The sequence below is a fragment of the Pseudoalteromonas sp. RWi3 genome (genome assembly GCF_054960735.1).
This window is the reverse complement of sequence record NZ_JBHNYL010000001.1, coordinates 473,404-491,107: the sequence shown is the minus strand read 5'-3', so window position 1 is coordinate 491,107 and position 17,704 is coordinate 473,404. Positions and strand designations below refer to the sequence as shown.

Here is a 17,704-nt window from a genome sequence, read left to right as displayed (position 1 = left end):
GATGAAAAAACTGCTTCAAACAGCACTGGCTGTATCAGTGTCACTAGCACTTAATGCCAATGTACAAGCTGCTGATAAAGCCGATGAGCAAAAATGGCAAGTTGACGCCCCACAAGGCCAATTTATTGATGCTGCGATAAGCGTTGATCAAGGCACTTGGATGAACGTTGATGTGAGCCCAGATGGCGAAACCATTGTATTTGATTTACTGGGCGACATTTATACTATGCCCATCAGCGGTGGAAAAGCGACTCAGCTTACCTCTGATATTGCTTGGCAAATGCAACCTCGCTTTAGCCCTGATGGTAAACACATTGCGTTTACCTCAGATCAAGGCGGCGGCGACAATATCTGGCTGATGGATGTTAATGGTGAAAACCAAACGGCTGTAACCGACGAAACCTTTAGATTGCTCAATAGCCCTGCTTGGAGCCCTGATGGCGATTATATCGTGGCACGCAAGCACTTTACTGCAACACGCTCGTTAGGTGCTGGTGAAGTATGGCTTTACCATAAAGCCGGCGGTAAAGGTGTTCAGCTAACGAAACGTGCTGATGACCAAAAAGATTTAGGTGAACCGATGTTTTCACCTGATGGCCGTTATGTCTACTTTTCCCATGACGCAACGCCGGGTAAGACCTTTCATTACTCAAAAGATTCTGTTGCTGGTATTTATAAAATTAAGCGTTTTGACCGTCAAACGGGTGAAATTGAGACCATTATCAGCGGTATGGGTGGCGCTATTAGGCCAACACCGTCACCAGATGGTAAAAAGCTTGCGTATATCAAGCGTGATGATTTCCAAACCAGCCTATACGTTTATGACTTAACCTCAGGCAAGCACACAAAACTCTACGACAAGCTTGAACGTGATATGCAAGAAACCTGGGCGATACATGGTGTTTACCCAACGATTGCATGGACACCAGATAATGACGAGCTGGTATTTTGGGCCGGTGGCAAAATTAATAAACTCGATGTTGAAGACAAATCAGTCGAGAACATCGCTTTTAATGTAGACACAAATAAAAAAATTCAAACTGCAGTGCGTTTTACACAAGATATTGATAGTGAAGATTTTGATATAAAAATGCTGCGCAATGTGCAAGTGTCTCCCGATGGTGAAACCGCTATTTTTGAAGCGCTTGGGCATATTTATAAGCGCGATTTAGAGTCAGGAAAAATAAAACGCTTAACACGCCAAGATGATCACTTTGAATTATTCCCACAGTATTCTCGTGACGGTAAAAAAATTGTTTATGTTACTTGGGACGATAATGAGCAGGGAAGTGTTCGTGTGGTATCAGCACGAAGCGGTCGCGGTGATAGAATAACAGAACAGCCGGGTAAATATGTTGAACCAACATTTAGCCCTGACGGTAAAACCGTTGTTTATCGTAAAGCATCGGGCGGCGGTATTTTAAACCCAGACTGGTCATTACACCCTGGTATTTACGCGGTGAGTAGCAAAGGCGGTGAGGCCGAATTAATTACTAAAAGTGGTTATCAGCCGCAATTTGGCGCGACCAGTGATCGCATTTTTGTTATGAGTCCGTGGCCAAAACCAAGTTTAAGTGTGGTTGAGCTGGATTCTAAAAAAGCACAAAAGTTATATGAATCAAAACATGCGACAGAATTTAGAGTATCACCAAATGGTAAATACTTAGCGTTTGCAGAGCGCTTTAAAGTGTTTGTAACGCCACTTGTAGAAAATGGTAAGAGTATTAATATTGGCCCGAAAGACAGCCAATTTCCGATTGAGCAATTGTCTGTTCGCGCTGGTGAAAGCATTAGCTGGAGCGCAAACAGTGATAAACTTTATTGGACTTTAGGCCCAGAGCTTTATCATGCAAGTTTGGCGGGTATTTTTGATATAAACCAAGCCGATGATATCGATTTTAAAGTAAAAAGCGGTGATAACATCAGCTTTAGCAAAAAAATGGCTGAGCCAAAAGGCAAGTTTGCACTAACAGGTGCGCGTATCATTACTATGCAAGGTGACAAAGTAATAGAAAACGGCGTACTGATCACTGATGGCAAGCACATCAAAGCACTTGGTAGTGCAGATAGCGTAACGATTCCTAAAGGCGCACAAGTTATTAACGTGGCAGGTAAAACCATTATGCCAGGTATTGTGGATGCCCATGCGCATGGCTCGCAAGGCAGCAATGAAATCATTCCTGAGCAAAATTGGAAAAACCTAGCGGGTTTGTCATTGGGTGTGACCACTATTCATGATCCATCAAACGACACTACCGAAATATTTGCTGCCAGTGAAATGCAAAAAGCAGGCACCATTGTTGGACCACGTATTTTCTCAACGGGGACCATTTTATATGGGGCAAATATGCCAGGTTACACCTCACACATTGACTCGTTAGAGGACGCTAAATTCCATTTAGAGCGCTTAAAGAAAGTGGGTGCGTTTAGTGTTAAATCATACAATCAACCGCGACGTGAGCAACGTCAACAAGTGATTGAAGCTGGCCGTGAACTTGAAATGATGGTGGTGCCAGAAGGTGGCTCATTATTACAGCATAACTTAACTATGGTTGTGGATGGTCACACAGGGATTGAGCATTCAATTCCAGTGGCGAATATTTATGATGACATTAAACAGCTTTGGTCGCAAAGTGACGTTGGTTATACACCGACTCTAGGTGTGGCTTACGGTGGTATTTGGGGTGAAAACTATTGGTATGATAAAACCGATGTGTGGAATCACCCGCGCTTGAGTAAGTTTGTGCCGAAAAACCAATTGTTACCGCGCTCTATGCGCCGCGTTAAAGCGCCCGATCATCACTATAACCACTTTAACAATGCGCGCGTAGCGAAAGAGTTACAAGATTTAGGCGTATTGGTGAATTTAGGTGCCCATGGACAACGTGAAGGTTTGGCGGCTCATTGGGAAATTTGGATGTTTGCACAAGGCGGCATGACGCCACTTGAAGCGCTACGCGCCGCGACACTTGACCCTGCTAAATACATTGGCCTAGATAAAAACATAGGTTCACTTGAGGTAGGAAAACTTGCCGACTTAGTCGTGATTGACGGTAATCCGCTGGAGAACATTCGTGACACCGATAAAATCGACTACACCATGATCAATGGCCGTTTATTCAACGCCGCAACAATGAATGAAGTAGGCCAAAAACAACGTGATAAACTGTACTTTGAACAGAAGTAGTCTCGCTACTGGTCATTATTGGTAATAAGCGACGAGAGTCGCTTTTGCTTACCCGTATGATTGCCATTGTGCCAGATACAAAAAAACCGCTTAACAGCGGTTTTTTTTATTTAAAGTGCAATACTTTAAATTACACAACACCGCGTGGTAGGCGACAGTCATGATCTTTTTCAGCTAGGTAAACAATCCATAACTCTTCGGCTGTGTAGCCGTCTTCGTTAGCTGTTACTACAGCAAATGGTGCTTTTTTATCAGCTGACTTTGCTGGCGCGGCAGTTTTAGTTTTCGTTTTTTTAGCTGGCGCTTTTGCAGCAGGTTGCTCAGCCGTTTTACCAGAAGTAAGCTGCTCAGTTAACTCAGCTACATCAGTAAGGCGTAAATTTTTACCGCCGTCGATGCTGTACCAACCAGGTTTAGTGGTAATTTCAGGTTTCTTGCCATTGGCTGCTTCATATGCTGCTTCAAAGGCATTTAACACTTCTGTTTTGTCTAGTTTGCTCATCAGAGACCCTATACGTTGTAAACACAGATAAAGAATACTCATTTATACCGAGTTTTGGCGAACTTTTCAATTTTTTGCGATTTTCCTTCCATTTTGGCGTTATAAACGCCAAAATTTGCACAAAATATAATGCAGAGGTAGCAAAGTATTATGCAGCGTAGAGAATTCAACCAATTATTAAATGAGATCTTACAACCGGATTCAATTAAAGACTTTTGCCCAAATGGGCTTCAAGTCGAAGGGAAAGAAGAGATTAAAAAGATTGTGACGGGTGTCACTGCAAGCCAAGCACTTATTGATGCGGCGATTGCTCATGGCGCTGATACGATTTTAGTGCATCATGGTTATTTTTGGAAAGGTGAATCACAACCCATCACAGGCATGAAAAAGCGTCGTATCGGTGCGTTATTAGCACATGATATTAACTTGTTTGCTTATCACCTACCACTTGATGTGCATCCCGTGATTGGCAATAACGCGCAGTTAGCAGAGCTTCTCGATATGCAGTGGGAAACAGGCCTTGAGCCGGTTAATAATAGCGTGGCCGTTAAAGGGCGTTTAAAAACACCGATGACGGGTGAGCAATTTGGCCAAAAAATTGCCCAGGTTCTTAATCGTGAGCCGTTAACAAGCCTAGTACGTGATGAACCAATAGAAACGATAGCTTGGTGTACAGGCGGCGGACAAGGCTATATAGATTTAGCCGCAAGCCAAGGTGTTGACGCTTATTTAACGGGCGAAGCATCAGAGCAAACAATTCATAGCTCTCGAGAGCAAGGCATAGACTTTTTTGCAGCAGGGCATCACGCGACAGAGCGTTATGGAGTTAAGGCCCTTGGTGAGTTGTTATCAGACGACCACGGCTTTGACGTGACCTTCATTGATATTGATAACCCAGTATAAATACAGCCAAGGCTACACTTCACTCAGTGTAGCCTCTTAGCTAAAGTGCTTCAGGGTCTATCCACCGACGTAGCTTAATCCAAGTCCGACCTATTATTTCATGCCAAGTAGAAGTTACCGCTTTTAATACTTCAACATTTGGAATGAATAATTTTCGCTTTGGCCAAGCCGAAAAGTCATAAAAATCTGTTGCTGCTGGTATAACGTCTATACCTTGTGCATAAAAAAGGTCTGATGCACGGTTCATATGACTTGCTGACGTAACTAGGGCCACTTTATAGTCAACCAGTGCTGATGCTAGGAATTTAGCTTCGTCAGCAGTATCCATAGCGGCCGGGTTTTGTTGTATACGTTTTGGATTAACACCTAAACTAATTGCAGTTTGTGCCATTAAGGCGCTATTTGTGACATTCCCAACACCACCGCCAGACACAATGAGGCGCGCATTAGGGTAATAATTTGCCAGCCGAAGCCCTTCGACTAATCGACTTTTTGCACAGTTACCTAATTGGCTATTAGCTGTAAGCTTTGGATTTGGGTTTACATCACATCCAAGTACAACAATTTTGTCGAGTTGTTGGTGTTTTTTTACGTTAAAGACATATTTTAGTTGTGAGCTGGGATCAATCAATTTTTGTGCGATAAAAGGAGTGCTTATTAAAAGAAGCGCCGCTACAAAAATAATCCCTACGATAGATGCCAACTTATGGTTTCGCAATGTAAATATAAAGCAAAGTAAGCAAAGAAAACCGAGTAATGGGAGGGGCATCATTATAGAGCCAATGATTTTTTTAAGTTCAAACATCACAGTAACATCATCAAAATAAGAGTCTCTATGCTACTGTGATTAAATGATTTTATCGACCATTATTTAGTTTGCAGGTATTTAAAAAATGTCGATAAACTGGGTTATCTTTCATATTTTTCTTCATTGCTAAGTACATTGGACGTGTTAAACCCAATGCACCAAGCGGAATAGATTTAATTAATCCTTGGCTTTCATAAGGTGTAACAAGCCAATCAGGTAAAGCTGCCACCCCCATTCCTGCACTAACTAGTTGAAAGATAAGTAATCCTTGATCTACATTTTTTAGTGTGCCATCAAAGCGTGCATTTTGGATAAAATGTTTGAAAATATCTTGGCGTTCTCGAGGGATAGGATACGAAATAATCGTTTCATTTTTAAGATCAAGCGCTGTCACATAGGCTTTTTTTGCCAGCTCATGATCTGGAGCCACAATTAATTTTAACTTAAAATCAAACAGGTGCGCGTATTCTAGTTTATCAGGCTCGCGAATATCTGAAGTAAGCACTAAGTCTAACTCTTCATTGAGTAGGTCAGGTATCGCGTCGTAACTAAAGCCACGTTCGTAATCAACTTTTATATCCGGCCAAAAGTTATTGAATTCTTTTATAGTGGGTAATAACCAATGAAAGCAAGCATGGCACTCAACACTCAGGCGTAATTGCGAAATAGGTTGATTCAGGCTTTCTTTTAAACGGCATTTCGTTGCTTCAACACGAGGGAGTACTTCATTTGCAAGCTCTAGTAGTAGCATTCCTTGGGGTGTAAAGCGCACTGGTTGTGTTTTTCTTTCAAACAGTTGGCAATCGAGTTTGTTTTCAAGATCTTTGATCTGATGCGATAAAGCAGATTGAGTTAAAAAGAGTTCACGGGCCGTATTTACCAAAGAGCCAGTCTCTTTTAAGGTTGCAATGGTCTTAAGGTGTTTTACATCAATCATCTTTAAAAATTCTCATGCTAAAAGTGTGGTTTACACAGATATTAGACATATTACGCCTTTAATTGAGATGCTTCAACGTCTAGATGGCTAAAATTAGATGGAAGTTCAATCTATATCTGTATTAATGACTATAGCACTAAAATTGACAGCGCTGTCAAGTTTATTATTAATACAGTGCTTTTCGTAATGATGAATTTACCTCAAGTTTGATTTGAGAGTGATCAGGGGAGGGCTGTGAGAGCCATATTTGAATTTGCAGCAATAAATCATGAGATCTACCTTAAATAATAGCTACTTTTCTATGTGTAGAAGACAAGCTTCTGTTTTAATTGGTATTATTATGTTTAAAAGTAAAAGTGTAATGAAAGCTACTTGGTCATGCACAAGTAGATATCTTGGTTAAATTAAGCGAACGCCGTTGAAACATGCGCTAATTTCAGCTTAATCAATTTTATAAATACCCAATAGTGAATTGCAATGTGAGAAAAGTATTGCATGGGGCAAAATAAGGGGGATTAAAAATCATTATTCGTCTTTTTGTGCTCGTTAATAGTCCTTTTTTTCGGCATTTTAAAGCCTATTTTAGCTGAGTGCTTTAGTAACATTAAGTTGCCGATAATTACAGCTAACACCATCAATATGATAAGGATTTTCCAAAGTTCCATTGCATTAAATTATCTTATCTAACAATGGTGTTAGTCTAACAAAAATTTTAAAAGTTAAAAGCGTTTAGCAAAAGATAGGGATATAAAATCAAGACCAGGGTTAGGACGTTTAAAACCCGCATTAGAGTAATGTAAATAACGCAAACCAATACTGAAATCATTGGCTTTAGCAACTATACCTAGCCTGTCTTCAAACTGATAGTGTGTACTCACGTTTTTACCTGCAAATGAAGTGTCATTGATTAAAGAAAAACCAATTCCAGCCTCTATAAGCAGCGGTACATTTTTAATATACCCGACAGGGTATTGAAGCACAGGCGATAGCGCAAACACAAAGTTTGTCTGATGGTTTTTTTTCGCACCGTATTGCCAAATATTTATGCTCGACTCAAGATAGATGTGCGTGTTTGCAAAAGGAGATTCTGCTGATGGAAGATGAAATTGGTATGCCACTTTTAGCCCCTTTACATCTCCTTCTCCTTGAATATAGTCAACAGCGTATCCATGAGCAGATGATGCGTAACTGGTTGGACTAAACATAATAGATAAAATAAAAAGTTGAACTAGCATAAGTCGATAAAACATGAACAGTATCTCTTTTTGTAAAGGTATTTACAAAGTAGGGGCATGGCTTGATTGAATTCAACCTGCTCAAGGCACGCATATTTTGCGGCTTATCAAAGAGCTATTATAACTAGTTGATTATGAATAATTAATATAATTGGTGCTAAAACGCCATTAATAATGTGCTGTTTTGTTTCTTTTTTAAGGCATGCAAAGAGAGTAAATTACACTCAGTTAATCTTGAGGGTACATACAATGATTTCATTTGGTCGATATTTATTATTAATACTAATCTTATTTAGTGGTTCGCTTTTAGCTAAATCAATGCATTCTCCTGTCCAGTTATTGACTGAGGTAGGTGATCAATTATTTAGTGAAATAAGTAAAGTCAATAACCAAGGCACAGCAAGCCAAGCTGAGATGAAAGCAGTTGTGAATAAGCACTTAATGCCGCACATGGATGTAAAGTTTGTTTCTTATAAATTGTTAGGCAAGCACATAAAAAATATTGACCGCACCCAAGCGATAGCGTTTATAGATTCTGTTGAACATTATTTGAGCACCACATATGCAGGTGCCTTGATGAAGTATACAGGGCAAGAAATTAAATTCGAAGATGACAGTAAATCAACATATGGCGACTTTGCTACCGTAAAAACGCAAATAATTGACCCAAATGCGCCAACAATTGACCTTCATTTTAAATTACGCCATGCCAAAGATGGTAGCTGGAAGGTTTATGACATAGTTGCAGAGGGAATATCGTTGTTAAGTGCTAAGCAAAAAGAAGTTATTCAGCGTATTTCTGAAGTGGGACTTGCACAAGTAACAACAGAGTTAAGTGATAAGTAAATACAACCAGTCTCCAACCTAAAACGACAAGCGACGAAAGTGGCTTGTCGTTATTATACCCAAGCCACCTCAAGGTGCAGAATTCAGCGTTTCACAGGTGCTTAATATCAAGGCGTTGCTTTGCAACAATGGCAGTCCCTTTTAAGAAGGAACAACGATGAGAGTAAGTGCCTGTGAAACGCCCAAAGGGTTGGTTTAAAAACGATTTATACTGCGTTTTTGATTTTAACAATAGAACCACTATTACTTGCAATCAATGCCTTGCCTAAATCGTTTTTAATTCCAACTGAAACTAGCACCTTGAGGTGGTTTGGGTATATTCTTTTAAATTCACACTCTTTAGTCTAGCGCGGTGATCAAGGTATGATAGAATAAGCCTTCGTATTTAAGCTGACTTTTAATAAATGCTTAAGTATAAAATTGATATTAAGCGCAGTGTCAGTTTTCGCTTGTTATAACTATGCACTCGCTTTTTTACCCTGCATTTTAAACACTGGAGTTGTGTTGATTTAATGGAAAATGTACTCATTTGGCCTAAAGAATACCCGTTGTTAGTCAAAGGACTTATTGAGCAAAACGGGGCATTTATTTTGGACGCTCTAGAAGCGTGGCCTACATGTCGCTCAACAGAAGAAAATGATGGCGTTTGCACCACAGTATTACCTCCTATTTATTACCTTACTTGGTTTTCACCACTTGAACCGTTTGAAGAGTGCTTTTTTCAACACATTAGCGAGTACGATGAGCAGGCTCAGGATTACATCACAGCAGCAAAAAACTATTACCTAGAAAATGAATACACCACTGAGAGCCTTGTTTTGCTTATGTGTCAACGCTTAGAGCAATATGCCAGTGTTGCAGTACAAGCACAAGTTGATACGCCTCTGACTTTACTGAGTCATTTATTTTCAAAGCGTTATTTTACGGTTATTGAGCATGTGCTTAATGCGGGTAGCAAAGTTAGTGCAGAGGATGCGTTAGCAATTTGGAAAGAGGTCGACTTTAGAGAACGTTTTAGTCAATTTATTCCAGCTTCAGTCAGTGATAGTGAGTTATTAAGTAAGTTAGCGGCGGAAAAAGTGGCCAGCGGTAAGGATTACTTTACTTTATTAACGCAAGTATCGCCTGATGTTGATTCTGCTTACTTACTCGAGCAAGCATTACTTGCTCATTTGAGTTCTAGCAGCGCAAAACAAACAATGGCGATGCGCTTTATTGAGCAAGGGGCAACGGGAACTTTGAGCGATCAAAGTCAGAAAACGGCTTTCATGTGGGCTGTAGAGAAAGGGTATGTAAATTTAGTTCAACTGTTAATCGATAAACAAGATAAAAAACAGTGTGACGAATTAGGTAACACCGCATTACATTATGCAGTTTTAGCAAAGAATGAACCGTTAATGGTGCTTTTACTAAAATCGGGTTTTGATTTTCGTGTACGTAATAAAGATGGGTTAAGTTGCTACCGTTTGGCCGTAAGCATCAAAGCTACCTCACTGGTTAAATGCCTAGAGCGAGATTTTGGAATTAAAGAACTTTCGCCCGAAGGGCAGTTTGATCGCATTAAAAAAGTACATGGTTTGCATGCGCTCGTGACAATTTTATTGCCACTGCAATTATTTTTCTTTTTTGATGAATCTCTTGCTATTAAAAGTGAACTTACACTGGGCTTAACCATGTTATCTGTGGTGTGCTTTTTCTTTGCGCTGAGCCTTAAGCGATGTGCATTGTACCCAGCAGTCAAGCACCCTTGGGGATTATTTATATTACGGTTTTTCTCATTTATAAGCTTAATAGCACAATTGGGTTTGGCAAGTATTGTCGCCTTAACAACCCTTAGTGACTTAGTTTAACTAACTCATCAAAAAACCCGCTGAATAGCGGGTTTTTATTTAACTCATAAAACACTTTAGCGATTTTGCTCGTGAGATGCTTTCTCGTCAGCTAAATCATCTTTGAGTTTACGTATTTTAAGTCCCAATTCTTGTCCACGATAGCGGGCGTAATAGGTACAACCGACAAACATGGCACTTGCGAATAATAGCTCTAGCAGCACCCATATCATTTGTTCTTGAGCAACCCATATTAAAGTAAAACCATGGATAAAGTAGAACATGACAATAAAGTTGGCCCACGCATAGGTATAAGGCTTATCTTGTAATATACCTTTTAATGGCAATAACAATGGCACTATGTACACAACAAAAATAAACCCATTGCTGTGGCCTTCTCGCGGTGCGATTAGGTAAAGCCAGATAGGCATAAGTATCAAAAGTCCAAAGTAGCCAAATAAAGCGATCCGCTGAAAGCGCAGTGTTATCGCTTTCTTTTCTGGGCTGACAGGGTGTTCGGTTTCTGTTGTCATTTTAGTTTACTCGTAATTTTAACTAATCTATGGCCAACACTTTGGCATATTTTGATTTCGTCTTTACTTAATTGGTTACTATTACTAGCTCCAGCAACATGGGAGGCTCCATAAGGAGTCCCCCCCGATTGTGTTGCTAAAAGCTCAGGCACCTCATATGGAACACCTAAAAGCATCATACCGTGATGCAGCAATGGCAGTGATAAATTTAACAAAGTTGCTTCGTTGCCCCCATGCATACTACTGGATGATGAAAACACACACGCTGGCTTATCTATTAATTGACCCTTTAGCCATATATCACTGGTGGTTTCCCAGAACGCTTTTGCTTGAGAAGCCATCATGCCAAAACGAGTTGGAGTACCAAAAGCTAAACCGTCGCACTGAATCAGTTCATCTTTATCAATGACAATATCTTCAGGGTTTTTAGCTACAAATGTTCTTAATAGGGCTTCACCACCTTGTGATTCTATAGCATCAGCAATTTCATGAGCCATGGCTGCAACAGAGCCATGGCTGGAGTGATAAAGTACAACGATGTTTGGCTGCATTACAGTACACTTAATACGTTTTCAGGTGGGCGACCGATCGCTGCTTTATTTCCATTAATAACTATGGGACGCTCAATAAGCTTAGGGTTATCAGCCATTGCTTTTATTAATTCTTCTTCATTGGTCTGCGCTTTGAGTGCTAAGGTTTTGTAGAGATCTTCTTTAGTACGCATCATGTCGCGTGCAGAATCAAGCTCAAGTAACTTGACTAGTGTGGAAATTTGCTCAGTGTTGAGTGGGTTTTTTAGATATTCAATTATTTCGGGTTCAATAGAATTTTTTTCTAGCAAAGCAAGGGTTTCACGAGATTTAGAGCAGCGTGGGTTATGATAAATAGTAACAGCCATAGTAAAAATCCAAATATTTAAAGTGGTGGTATTTTAAGGTAAGAGGCGCGAGACTTAAAGTCTCGCGAGTTCTTTTTGCATTTGCCTATATTGCGTTAACAAAGCCTTAAGACGTTGTTGTTTTATTACTTCTTGAGGTTCAACAAAGTTTAGTGCCTTTTGTACTTCATCTGCCGCTTTTAGGTAAGCGCCATATTGTGCAAGCACGTCAGCGTTTGCTTCATGGTAGGCAGCAAGGTTTTCTTGCTTTTTATAAACGTCGGTAATTAATTGCTTTGCTAAATTATGCTCTGGTTTTTCAAGTAAAAATGATTTTAGCAAACGCTCAGCTAAAGCATATTGCTTAGCCTCCAGTGCTGCATTAGCATAATTTAAGGTAATAACTTGATTATTAGGTCGGTTGTCATGCAGGCTTTCTAAAAAGTTAACGGCATCTTTAGCTTTCCCCTGACCTATTAATAAGTCAGTGTGGGTATCTATATAAAATAAGTTTTTAGGATCAGCTGCCATTAGTTCATCAAGTATGGTGGCCGCTTCTGCATACTTTTTTTGGTCTAACAAACTAATACCTAAGCCGTATTTAAGTGCGGTGCTATTATAGAAGGTATTTTCTTTAATCAGTTTTCTAAATAGGTTTTCTGCATCAACAGGTTTATGGTGATAGCGTGCTATAACACGGCTTTTAGCGAGGTTAAATTCGAGGCTCTGTGGGTATTGGCGCTTTTCGAATTGTTGCGCACGCAGACGCACATCAGATACTCTTGACTCCGGTAATGGGTGAGTAAGTAAAAATGCCGGTGGTTTATATTTATAACGAATTTGTGCTGCAAGCTTAGTTAAAAACTCACTTGATGCATAAGGGTCAAACCCCGCGTTATTGAGGGTTTGCATACCAATTCTGTCTGCTTCTTGTTCCGCCGAGCGGCTATGGGTTAATTGACTAAATGCAGCTTGAGTTTGGCTAGCCGACAAGATAGCAATACCAGCATCAGGTGCAACAATCGTTGCTAAAATACCTGCAACCATGCCAGCAATAGTCATGGCACTGTTATCTTGTTGCTGCTGAATACGCCGTGCTAAGTGACGCTGCGTGACGTGAGCAATCTCATGGCCTAATACTGAAGCAAATTGGCTTTCGTTATCCGACTGCGCCATTAGGCCTGTATGCACACCGACATGACCGCCATAAAAAGCAAATGCATTTATTTCTGGATTGTTAATCCAAAAAAATGAAAACGGAAATCTAACATCGCTTGCGTTTGCTACTAACTTCCTTCCTAACGTTGATAAATATTCATCAAGCACCGGATCACTAACAACAGGAGATGAACCACGGATTTGCATCATCATTACTTCACCAATTGCTTGCTCTTTTTCAAGTGGTAAAGCTTGTAATGCTGAAGTGCCTAAATCAGGGAGTTTAAAGTTAGTTTGTGCCTTTAATGGCCCACTGTGCAACACACTAAAAGTTATAAGTGCGCTGAATACAGTGATAAAGGCTAATTTTATTCGCATTTTATTCCTTGCTGGTTGTATCGCCGAGCATTATTCTTGCTATGTCAATTTCATCGCTGCAGGCGCGGCTATCTTTTTCACATAATTGGTAGAAATCTTTTATTGTGACTCCATCAAGCTTTACAACGTTCAATTCTCTTTGTAAAAAATTGACAATTTTATGCACCGTCTTGTGTGCATGAAGAATTAAGGCTTTGTCGGCAGTATCTCCGCGCTCAAAGTAGAAGCCAATGAATTTATGTAACTGGTTTATGCGAATTAAGTTACGCATAGTAACAGGGTCCCATACTTTAAATTCCATGAAACGATTATCTTTAATATATTGGTCAATCGTGACATCTTTGGCATAAGGTAACGCCCATAACTCAAACCCTCTGTCTGTAAAGATTTGGTGCAGTGCTATACGGGGTTTATTTTCGCAATGAATTTCACCCAGTGAGTCTTCATGACCGCCGAGTAAATCGAGGTTCCAGTTACGCTTATCAATTAAACGCTTAACGGCGTTATCAAAACCATGTTCTAATATGCCCTCAGACTCACTCACTGAAGAGGCTACTAAATGATAAAAAGGCGGCAGCTCTCCCCAATTTATTTGTTTTTTATACCAATTGATATCTTTTAATGTTGGATTACTTGGTAGTAGCGCTTTATTATTCGTGCCTGACATTGGGCTTTCCTTACTACAATATATTTATTAAGGATAAACCATTGTGCAGAGGGTTTTAAGAAAAAAATGCAGTTGATTTAAAATGTAATTATGTAAGTGAGAGATATTCGCGTTCTGAGCTTATTTTTGTACAGTGAGAAGTTATGTTAGAACAAGATTTGCGCGCATATAAATGCCCACAACAGTTTATTCGTTTCAAGTTGGGTTTAAAACAGGCAAACTTTAATCAACAGCCAATTAAGTTTACGTTAACGCTAGAGCAATCAACATCTGATATTGAACGTTTTTTGCAAAAGCATAAATATCATTACCAATTACAAAAACAGCTCGGGCTGTTAATGGTGGAGCCACATCGTGTTTGAATATGTAAAAGCATGGTACGAAAGAAAGTTTTCAGACCCTCACTCGGTTACCTTGTTATTTTTATTAGTCGCATTAATGGCGCTATTTTATTTCTTTGGTTCATTGATTGTTCCTGTTTTGGTTGCTTTAGTCATTGCTTATCTCCTTGATTGGCCAGTTGCACATTTAGAGCGGCTTGGATTAAGGCGATTCACGGCAACTATTTTTGTTATGTTAGCCTTTACAGGGTTATTGCTTACTTTAATTGTGGGAATGGGCCCAGTGCTTTGGCAGCAAGCCAGTAACTTGCTTCAAGAATCACCTCATATGATTGAAAAAGGAAAGTATTTTTTATTACATTTACCGGATCAATACCCTAGTTTGATAACTGCTGAGCAAGTTCAGTCGGTGGTAATGAGTGTAGAAAGTAAAGTCATTGAATTTGGTCAAATTGCTTTATCTGCATCTTTGACGTCGCTTAAAGATGTCGCAGCGTGGTTGATCTACTTGATCCTTGTGCCTTTATTAGTTTTTTTTATGCTAAAAGACAAGCTTGAACTAACGCAAAGTGTTGCAAAGCTAGTACCCAAACAGCGCCGTTTAATTTTACAAGTTTGGCATGAAATGAATCAGCAAATCATGAACTACATTCGTGGTAAAGTGTTTGAGATTTTGATAGTGGGTTCAGTATCCTTCATTGCTTTTACTATTTTAGACTTACGTTATGCTGCTTTATTAGGGGTATTAGTTGGCTTTTCTGTACTAATTCCATTTGTTGGTGCTGCGTTGGTGACTATTCCGGTTGCTGCCGTTGCACTGTTTCAGTTTGGTGTAGAAACGCAATTTTGGACGATACTAATCGTTTACGGCATTATTCAAGCGCTTGATGGTAATGTTTTAGTACCTTTATTGTTTTCAGAAGCGGTAGATTTAAACCCCGTTTTCATCATTGTTGCTGTGTTGTTTTTTGGTGGGCTTTGGGGGTTTTGGGGAGTGTTTTTCGCCATTCCGCTAGCTTCTTTGGTCAAAGCGCTTATCAATGCGTGGTCCACGAAGCAAGAAGAGCAACTAGTCGAGCCGCAGGGGTGAGCAGCCTTTAGTCTTAAATAGAATAGATAACGCACCATAGAGATGAATTGATTATTACACCAGCCATAAAATTTATGTAGAATGTGTTATAAGATATATCTTTTAGTAATATGGTGCGTTTTTAATGTCCGAACATGTCCCTTGTGCAGATCTAACCGCGCAAATTTATCTCGATGCAAATGCAACTACTCCCGTTTTACCTTGTATTGCTGACGTTGTTTTACACACCATGCAAACTTGCTTTGGTAATCCGTCTTCTTCACATATAACCGGAATTCAGGCAAAACACTTATTAGAGCAAACACGGGCACAAGCAAGAACAGTAATAGGGGCACAATGTGGTGATATATTATTTACATCAGGTGCCACAGAAGGTATTCAAACTGCTGTTGTGTCAACACTAATTGCAGCTAAAGACCACTCAATTAAAAAGCCTGTACTGTTATATGGTGCAACCGAGCACAAAGCAGTGCCCAATACATTAATTCATTGGAACGAAGTTCTGGGGATTCATGCAGATGTGTTAGCGATCCCAGTGTTAAATGACGGAACCCTTGATTTAGACTTTATTACACAGCATGCCAAAAATGCTTTAATGATTTGTACTATGGCGGTTAATAATGAAACCGGTGTTTATCAAGATTTAGCTGCTATTGAAAAGGCTATTCGAGCGCATAATACTGATGTCGCGTGGATGGTTGATTGCGTTCAAGCGCTTGGAAAGACAAATCTTGCTTTGAGCGACACAACGATTGATTATGCGCCATTTTCAGGTCATAAATTGTATGCACCAAAGGGGATTGGCCTACTCTATATTCGTCAAGGACGTGAATACACTCCATTTATTGCTGGAGGTGGACAAGAAAGTGGTATGCGCTCAGGGACAGAAAACTTACCCGGAATAGCGGGATTAAATAAACTGTTTAGTTTATTGCTCGATGAAACGGACACTACATTTAAGCCTATAAGCGTACTGAACGAGTACCGTGATAAATTATATGCTGCTTTGACACATACATTTGGAAAAATTACGTTTAATCATCGGTTTGACAACAGTGTGCCGACAACACTGAACTTTTCTGTGGATGAGTTAAGTAGCAAAGAGGTGATGGATTTATTTGATGCGGCAGGTATACGTATAAGTGGAGGCTCAGCATGTAGTTCTGGCGCGAATAGAAGCTTTGTACTTGATGCTATGGGAGCATCAGATTGGCAAAGCGAAAATGCTTTACGTTTATCATTTGGTCCTGCCATGTCAGCTTTAGAAGTTGATTTGGCATGTGAGCGAATTCGCGCATTAAAGCCTATTTTACAAGCCAACTGTTTAGTTGTATCTGATGCATTGTCGCCTCAACAAGAAACATGTGCTTTAGGGTTAACTCAGTATAGGCATCAAGGTGCCTGTAGTTGGCTTTATGTAAGTGACAGTAAAGAGGCCATTCTTATCGATCCGATTGCTGAAATGCTTCCTCGACTTGAAAAAATAGTTAACACGCAATCATTAAACATAGTGGCTATATTGGATACGCATGATCACCAAGATCGTATTTCAGCAAGATCACTTTATGAAAGTGCTTTCTCCACTGCTTTAAGTGATATTAAAACGGATAAATTGGGTTGGCCTGATGATAAAGAGGTACTTGACTTAACCCATATTAATTTGGAACGCATTAAAACCCCTGGCCATAGTAAAGATAGTATGAGTTATTTAATACGAAGCAAAAAATCAGGCCAAATTTTATATTGTTTCTGTGGCGATTTACTACTGCCAGCCGGGCTTGGTAGTACGTTATTAGCAGGGGGGGATGCAGATGAAATGGCTAACTCGTTGCGTCAGCTAAATCAGATCGTGCAAAATGAAACCGTGATCTGCTCCGGCCATGACTACCAGCAGTGTTTTGCTATTAACTGGCATGCACAAATTCAACAAACTCCATTGTTAAGTGCCTTATTGTCGGGTGCAATGTCTGATGCTGAATTTGTTAAAACCAAACAAGAGAATGACGCTAGCATAATCACTCATTCGGCAAGTTTGTGTGGATTTGCTGCAACGCTTGATGAGCCTGCTTTAATGCAAGTTGATGTAACGAAAGCCAAAGCAATGTTGAGCGAAGAGAATACATTTCTGATAGACACCAGAGAGCCTTACGAGCACGGTGCTAATGATCTACACAATACATTCAATTTGAATAAAGGACAGATTATTAATATACCACTGAGTCGAATGGCGCATGCTTTAGTGGCTGGACAGTTAGAAAAGGCACATCGTTATATTTTATTGTGCCGCAGTGGTAATCGCTCAAAACAAGCTGCGAATAATTTGGCACATATTGGTTTTAAAAATGTGTACAATCTTAAAGGCGGCTTAGCGTTACTTTAGCCGTATATTAACCGAACTATGGAATTGCCCAAT

Annotated in this window: 17 protein-coding genes; 7 read left to right on the top strand and 10 right to left on the bottom strand. The window is 39.9% G+C overall.

What is annotated here, in order from left to right; translation table 11 throughout:
• The first annotated feature begins 1 nt into the window (after window position 1).
• Window positions 2-3,187 carry an amidohydrolase family protein gene (locus ACFI4Z_RS02070; RefSeq protein ID WP_462669122.1) on the top strand — a complete coding sequence of 1,062 codons (3,186 nt, stop codon included), beginning with the start codon at window positions 2-4 and terminating at the stop codon, window positions 3,185-3,187.
• 130 nt (window positions 3,188-3,317) lie between these two features.
• Here ACFI4Z_RS02070 and ACFI4Z_RS02065 read toward each other — a convergent pair whose 3' ends face one another.
• Complete coding sequence (locus ACFI4Z_RS02065; RefSeq protein ID WP_462669121.1) at window positions 3,318-3,689, bottom strand: hypothetical protein; 372 nt, start codon at window positions 3,687-3,689, stop codon at window positions 3,318-3,320.
• 150 nt (window positions 3,690-3,839) lie between these two features.
• On the opposite strand from ACFI4Z_RS02065, the gene ACFI4Z_RS02060 reads away from it, so the two are divergent.
• On the top strand, window positions 3,840-4,592 hold the full coding sequence (locus tag ACFI4Z_RS02060) for a Nif3-like dinuclear metal center hexameric protein (RefSeq protein WP_462669120.1): 753 nt from the start codon (window positions 3,840-3,842) through the stop codon (window positions 4,590-4,592).
• A 40-nt stretch (window positions 4,593-4,632) separates the two neighbouring features.
• Here the strand turns inward: ACFI4Z_RS02060 and ACFI4Z_RS02055 are convergent, their stop codons facing one another.
• The 4 genes from ACFI4Z_RS02055 to ACFI4Z_RS02040 form a co-directional block, all read right to left on the bottom strand.
• Window positions 4,633-5,397 (bottom strand): YdcF family protein, encoded by a 765-nt coding sequence (locus ACFI4Z_RS02055; RefSeq protein WP_462669119.1) that lies wholly within the window; start codon window positions 5,395-5,397, stop codon window positions 4,633-4,635.
• Between the two features lie 52 nt (window positions 5,398-5,449).
• A complete protein-coding gene (locus ACFI4Z_RS02050; RefSeq protein WP_058558405.1) occupies window positions 5,450-6,337 on the bottom strand; it encodes a LysR substrate-binding domain-containing protein in 888 nt (295 codons plus the stop codon).
• A gap of 515 nt (window positions 6,338-6,852) precedes the next feature.
• Window positions 6,853-7,002: a DUF2897 family protein gene (locus tag ACFI4Z_RS02045; protein WP_462669118.1), complete on the bottom strand. Its 150-nt coding sequence runs from the start codon at window positions 7,000-7,002 to the stop codon at window positions 6,853-6,855.
• Window positions 7,003-7,056: 54 nt separating this feature from the next.
• The gene (locus tag ACFI4Z_RS02040; protein ID WP_462669117.1) at window positions 7,057-7,587 is read right to left on the bottom strand and encodes an acyloxyacyl hydrolase; all 531 of its coding nucleotides are present in this window, start codon (window positions 7,585-7,587) and stop codon (window positions 7,057-7,059) included.
• Between the two features lie 237 nt (window positions 7,588-7,824).
• Here ACFI4Z_RS02040 and ACFI4Z_RS02035 point away from each other — a divergent pair, with 237 nt between their 5' ends.
• Together ACFI4Z_RS02035 and ACFI4Z_RS02030 are read left to right on the top strand one after the other, a co-directional pair.
• On the top strand, window positions 7,825-8,418 hold the full coding sequence (locus tag ACFI4Z_RS02035; protein WP_462669358.1) for an MlaC/ttg2D family ABC transporter substrate-binding protein: 594 nt from the start codon (window positions 7,825-7,827) through the stop codon (window positions 8,416-8,418).
• A gap of 512 nt (window positions 8,419-8,930) precedes the next feature.
• A complete protein-coding gene (locus tag ACFI4Z_RS02030; RefSeq protein WP_462669116.1) occupies window positions 8,931-10,268 on the top strand; it encodes an ankyrin repeat domain-containing protein in 1,338 nt (445 codons plus the stop codon).
• Window positions 10,269-10,324: 56 nt separating this feature from the next.
• Here ACFI4Z_RS02030 and ACFI4Z_RS02025 read toward each other — a convergent pair whose 3' ends face one another.
• The 5 genes from ACFI4Z_RS02025 to ACFI4Z_RS02005 are packed head-to-tail and all read right to left on the bottom strand — an operon-like array spanning window position 10,325 to window position 13,860.
• Window positions 10,325-10,780 carry a DUF2069 domain-containing protein gene (locus tag ACFI4Z_RS02025; RefSeq protein WP_135474095.1) on the bottom strand — a complete coding sequence of 152 codons (456 nt, stop codon included), beginning with the start codon at window positions 10,778-10,780 and terminating at the stop codon, window positions 10,325-10,327.
• On the bottom strand, window positions 10,777-11,331 hold the full coding sequence (wrbA, locus tag ACFI4Z_RS02020; RefSeq protein ID WP_099295896.1) for an NAD(P)H:quinone oxidoreductase: 555 nt from the start codon (window positions 11,329-11,331) through the stop codon (window positions 10,777-10,779). Before wrbA ends, ACFI4Z_RS02025 begins: the two co-directional genes overlap by 4 nt.
• Entirely contained in the window at window positions 11,331-11,678 is a 348-nt protein-coding gene (gene arsC, locus ACFI4Z_RS02015; protein ID WP_462669115.1) for an arsenate reductase (glutaredoxin), read from the bottom strand. Before arsC ends, wrbA begins: the two co-directional genes overlap by 1 nt.
• Before the next feature lie 54 nt (window positions 11,679-11,732).
• The gene (gene bepA, locus ACFI4Z_RS02010) at window positions 11,733-13,193 is read right to left on the bottom strand and encodes a beta-barrel assembly-enhancing protease (RefSeq protein ID WP_462669114.1); all 1,461 of its coding nucleotides are present in this window, start codon (window positions 13,191-13,193) and stop codon (window positions 11,733-11,735) included.
• Window position 13,194: 1 nt separating this feature from the next.
• A complete protein-coding gene (locus ACFI4Z_RS02005; protein ID WP_462669113.1) occupies window positions 13,195-13,860 on the bottom strand; it encodes a hypothetical protein in 666 nt (221 codons plus the stop codon).
• A 143-nt stretch (window positions 13,861-14,003) separates the two neighbouring features.
• On the opposite strand from ACFI4Z_RS02005, the gene ACFI4Z_RS02000 reads away from it, so the two are divergent.
• The 3 genes from ACFI4Z_RS02000 to ACFI4Z_RS01990 all read left to right on the top strand — a co-directional run bounded on the left by ACFI4Z_RS02000 (window position 14,004) and on the right by ACFI4Z_RS01990 (window position 17,671).
• Window positions 14,004-14,222 (top strand): sulfurtransferase TusA family protein, encoded by a 219-nt coding sequence (locus tag ACFI4Z_RS02000; protein ID WP_462669112.1) that lies wholly within the window; start codon window positions 14,004-14,006, stop codon window positions 14,220-14,222.
• The gene (locus ACFI4Z_RS01995) at window positions 14,215-15,291 is read left to right on the top strand and encodes an AI-2E family transporter (RefSeq protein ID WP_462669111.1); all 1,077 of its coding nucleotides are present in this window, start codon (window positions 14,215-14,217) and stop codon (window positions 15,289-15,291) included. The genes ACFI4Z_RS02000 and ACFI4Z_RS01995 overlap by 8 nt, the downstream gene beginning before the upstream one ends.
• A 124-nt stretch (window positions 15,292-15,415) precedes the next feature.
• A complete protein-coding gene (locus ACFI4Z_RS01990; RefSeq protein WP_462669110.1) occupies window positions 15,416-17,671 on the top strand; it encodes an aminotransferase class V-fold PLP-dependent enzyme in 2,256 nt (751 codons plus the stop codon).
• Window positions 17,672-17,704: the final 33 nt, after the last annotated feature.

Coding starts and splice junctions, on each gene's coding strand:
- ACFI4Z_RS02005 (WP_462669113.1), bottom strand. CDS start 13,860: ATGTCAGGCACGAATAATAAAGCGCTACTACCAAGTAATCCAACATTA.
- ACFI4Z_RS02050 (WP_058558405.1), bottom strand. CDS start 6,337: ATGATTGATGTAAAACACCTTAAGACCATTGCAACCTTAAAAGAGACT.
- ACFI4Z_RS02070 (WP_462669122.1), top strand. CDS start 2: ATGAAAAAACTGCTTCAAACAGCACTGGCTGTATCAGTGTCACTAGCA.
- ACFI4Z_RS02040 (WP_462669117.1), bottom strand. CDS start 7,587: ATGTTTTATCGACTTATGCTAGTTCAACTTTTTATTTTATCTATTATG.
- wrbA (WP_099295896.1), bottom strand. CDS start 11,331: ATGCAGCCAAACATCGTTGTACTTTATCACTCCAGCCATGGCTCTGTT.
- ACFI4Z_RS02000 (WP_462669112.1), top strand. CDS start 14,004: ATGTTAGAACAAGATTTGCGCGCATATAAATGCCCACAACAGTTTATT.
- bepA (WP_462669114.1), bottom strand. CDS start 13,193: ATGCGAATAAAATTAGCCTTTATCACTGTATTCAGCGCACTTATAACT.
- ACFI4Z_RS02055 (WP_462669119.1), bottom strand. CDS start 5,397: ATGTTTGAACTTAAAAAAATCATTGGCTCTATAATGATGCCCCTCCCA.
- ACFI4Z_RS02060 (WP_462669120.1), top strand. CDS start 3,840: ATGCAGCGTAGAGAATTCAACCAATTATTAAATGAGATCTTACAACCG.
- ACFI4Z_RS02030 (WP_462669116.1), top strand. CDS start 8,931: ATGGAAAATGTACTCATTTGGCCTAAAGAATACCCGTTGTTAGTCAAA.
- ACFI4Z_RS01990 (WP_462669110.1), top strand. CDS start 15,416: ATGTCCGAACATGTCCCTTGTGCAGATCTAACCGCGCAAATTTATCTC.
- arsC (WP_462669115.1), bottom strand. CDS start 11,678: ATGGCTGTTACTATTTATCATAACCCACGCTGCTCTAAATCTCGTGAA.
- ACFI4Z_RS02045 (WP_462669118.1), bottom strand. CDS start 7,002: ATGGAACTTTGGAAAATCCTTATCATATTGATGGTGTTAGCTGTAATT.
- ACFI4Z_RS02065 (WP_462669121.1), bottom strand. CDS start 3,689: ATGAGCAAACTAGACAAAACAGAAGTGTTAAATGCCTTTGAAGCAGCA.
- ACFI4Z_RS02025 (WP_135474095.1), bottom strand. CDS start 10,780: ATGACAACAGAAACCGAACACCCTGTCAGCCCAGAAAAGAAAGCGATA.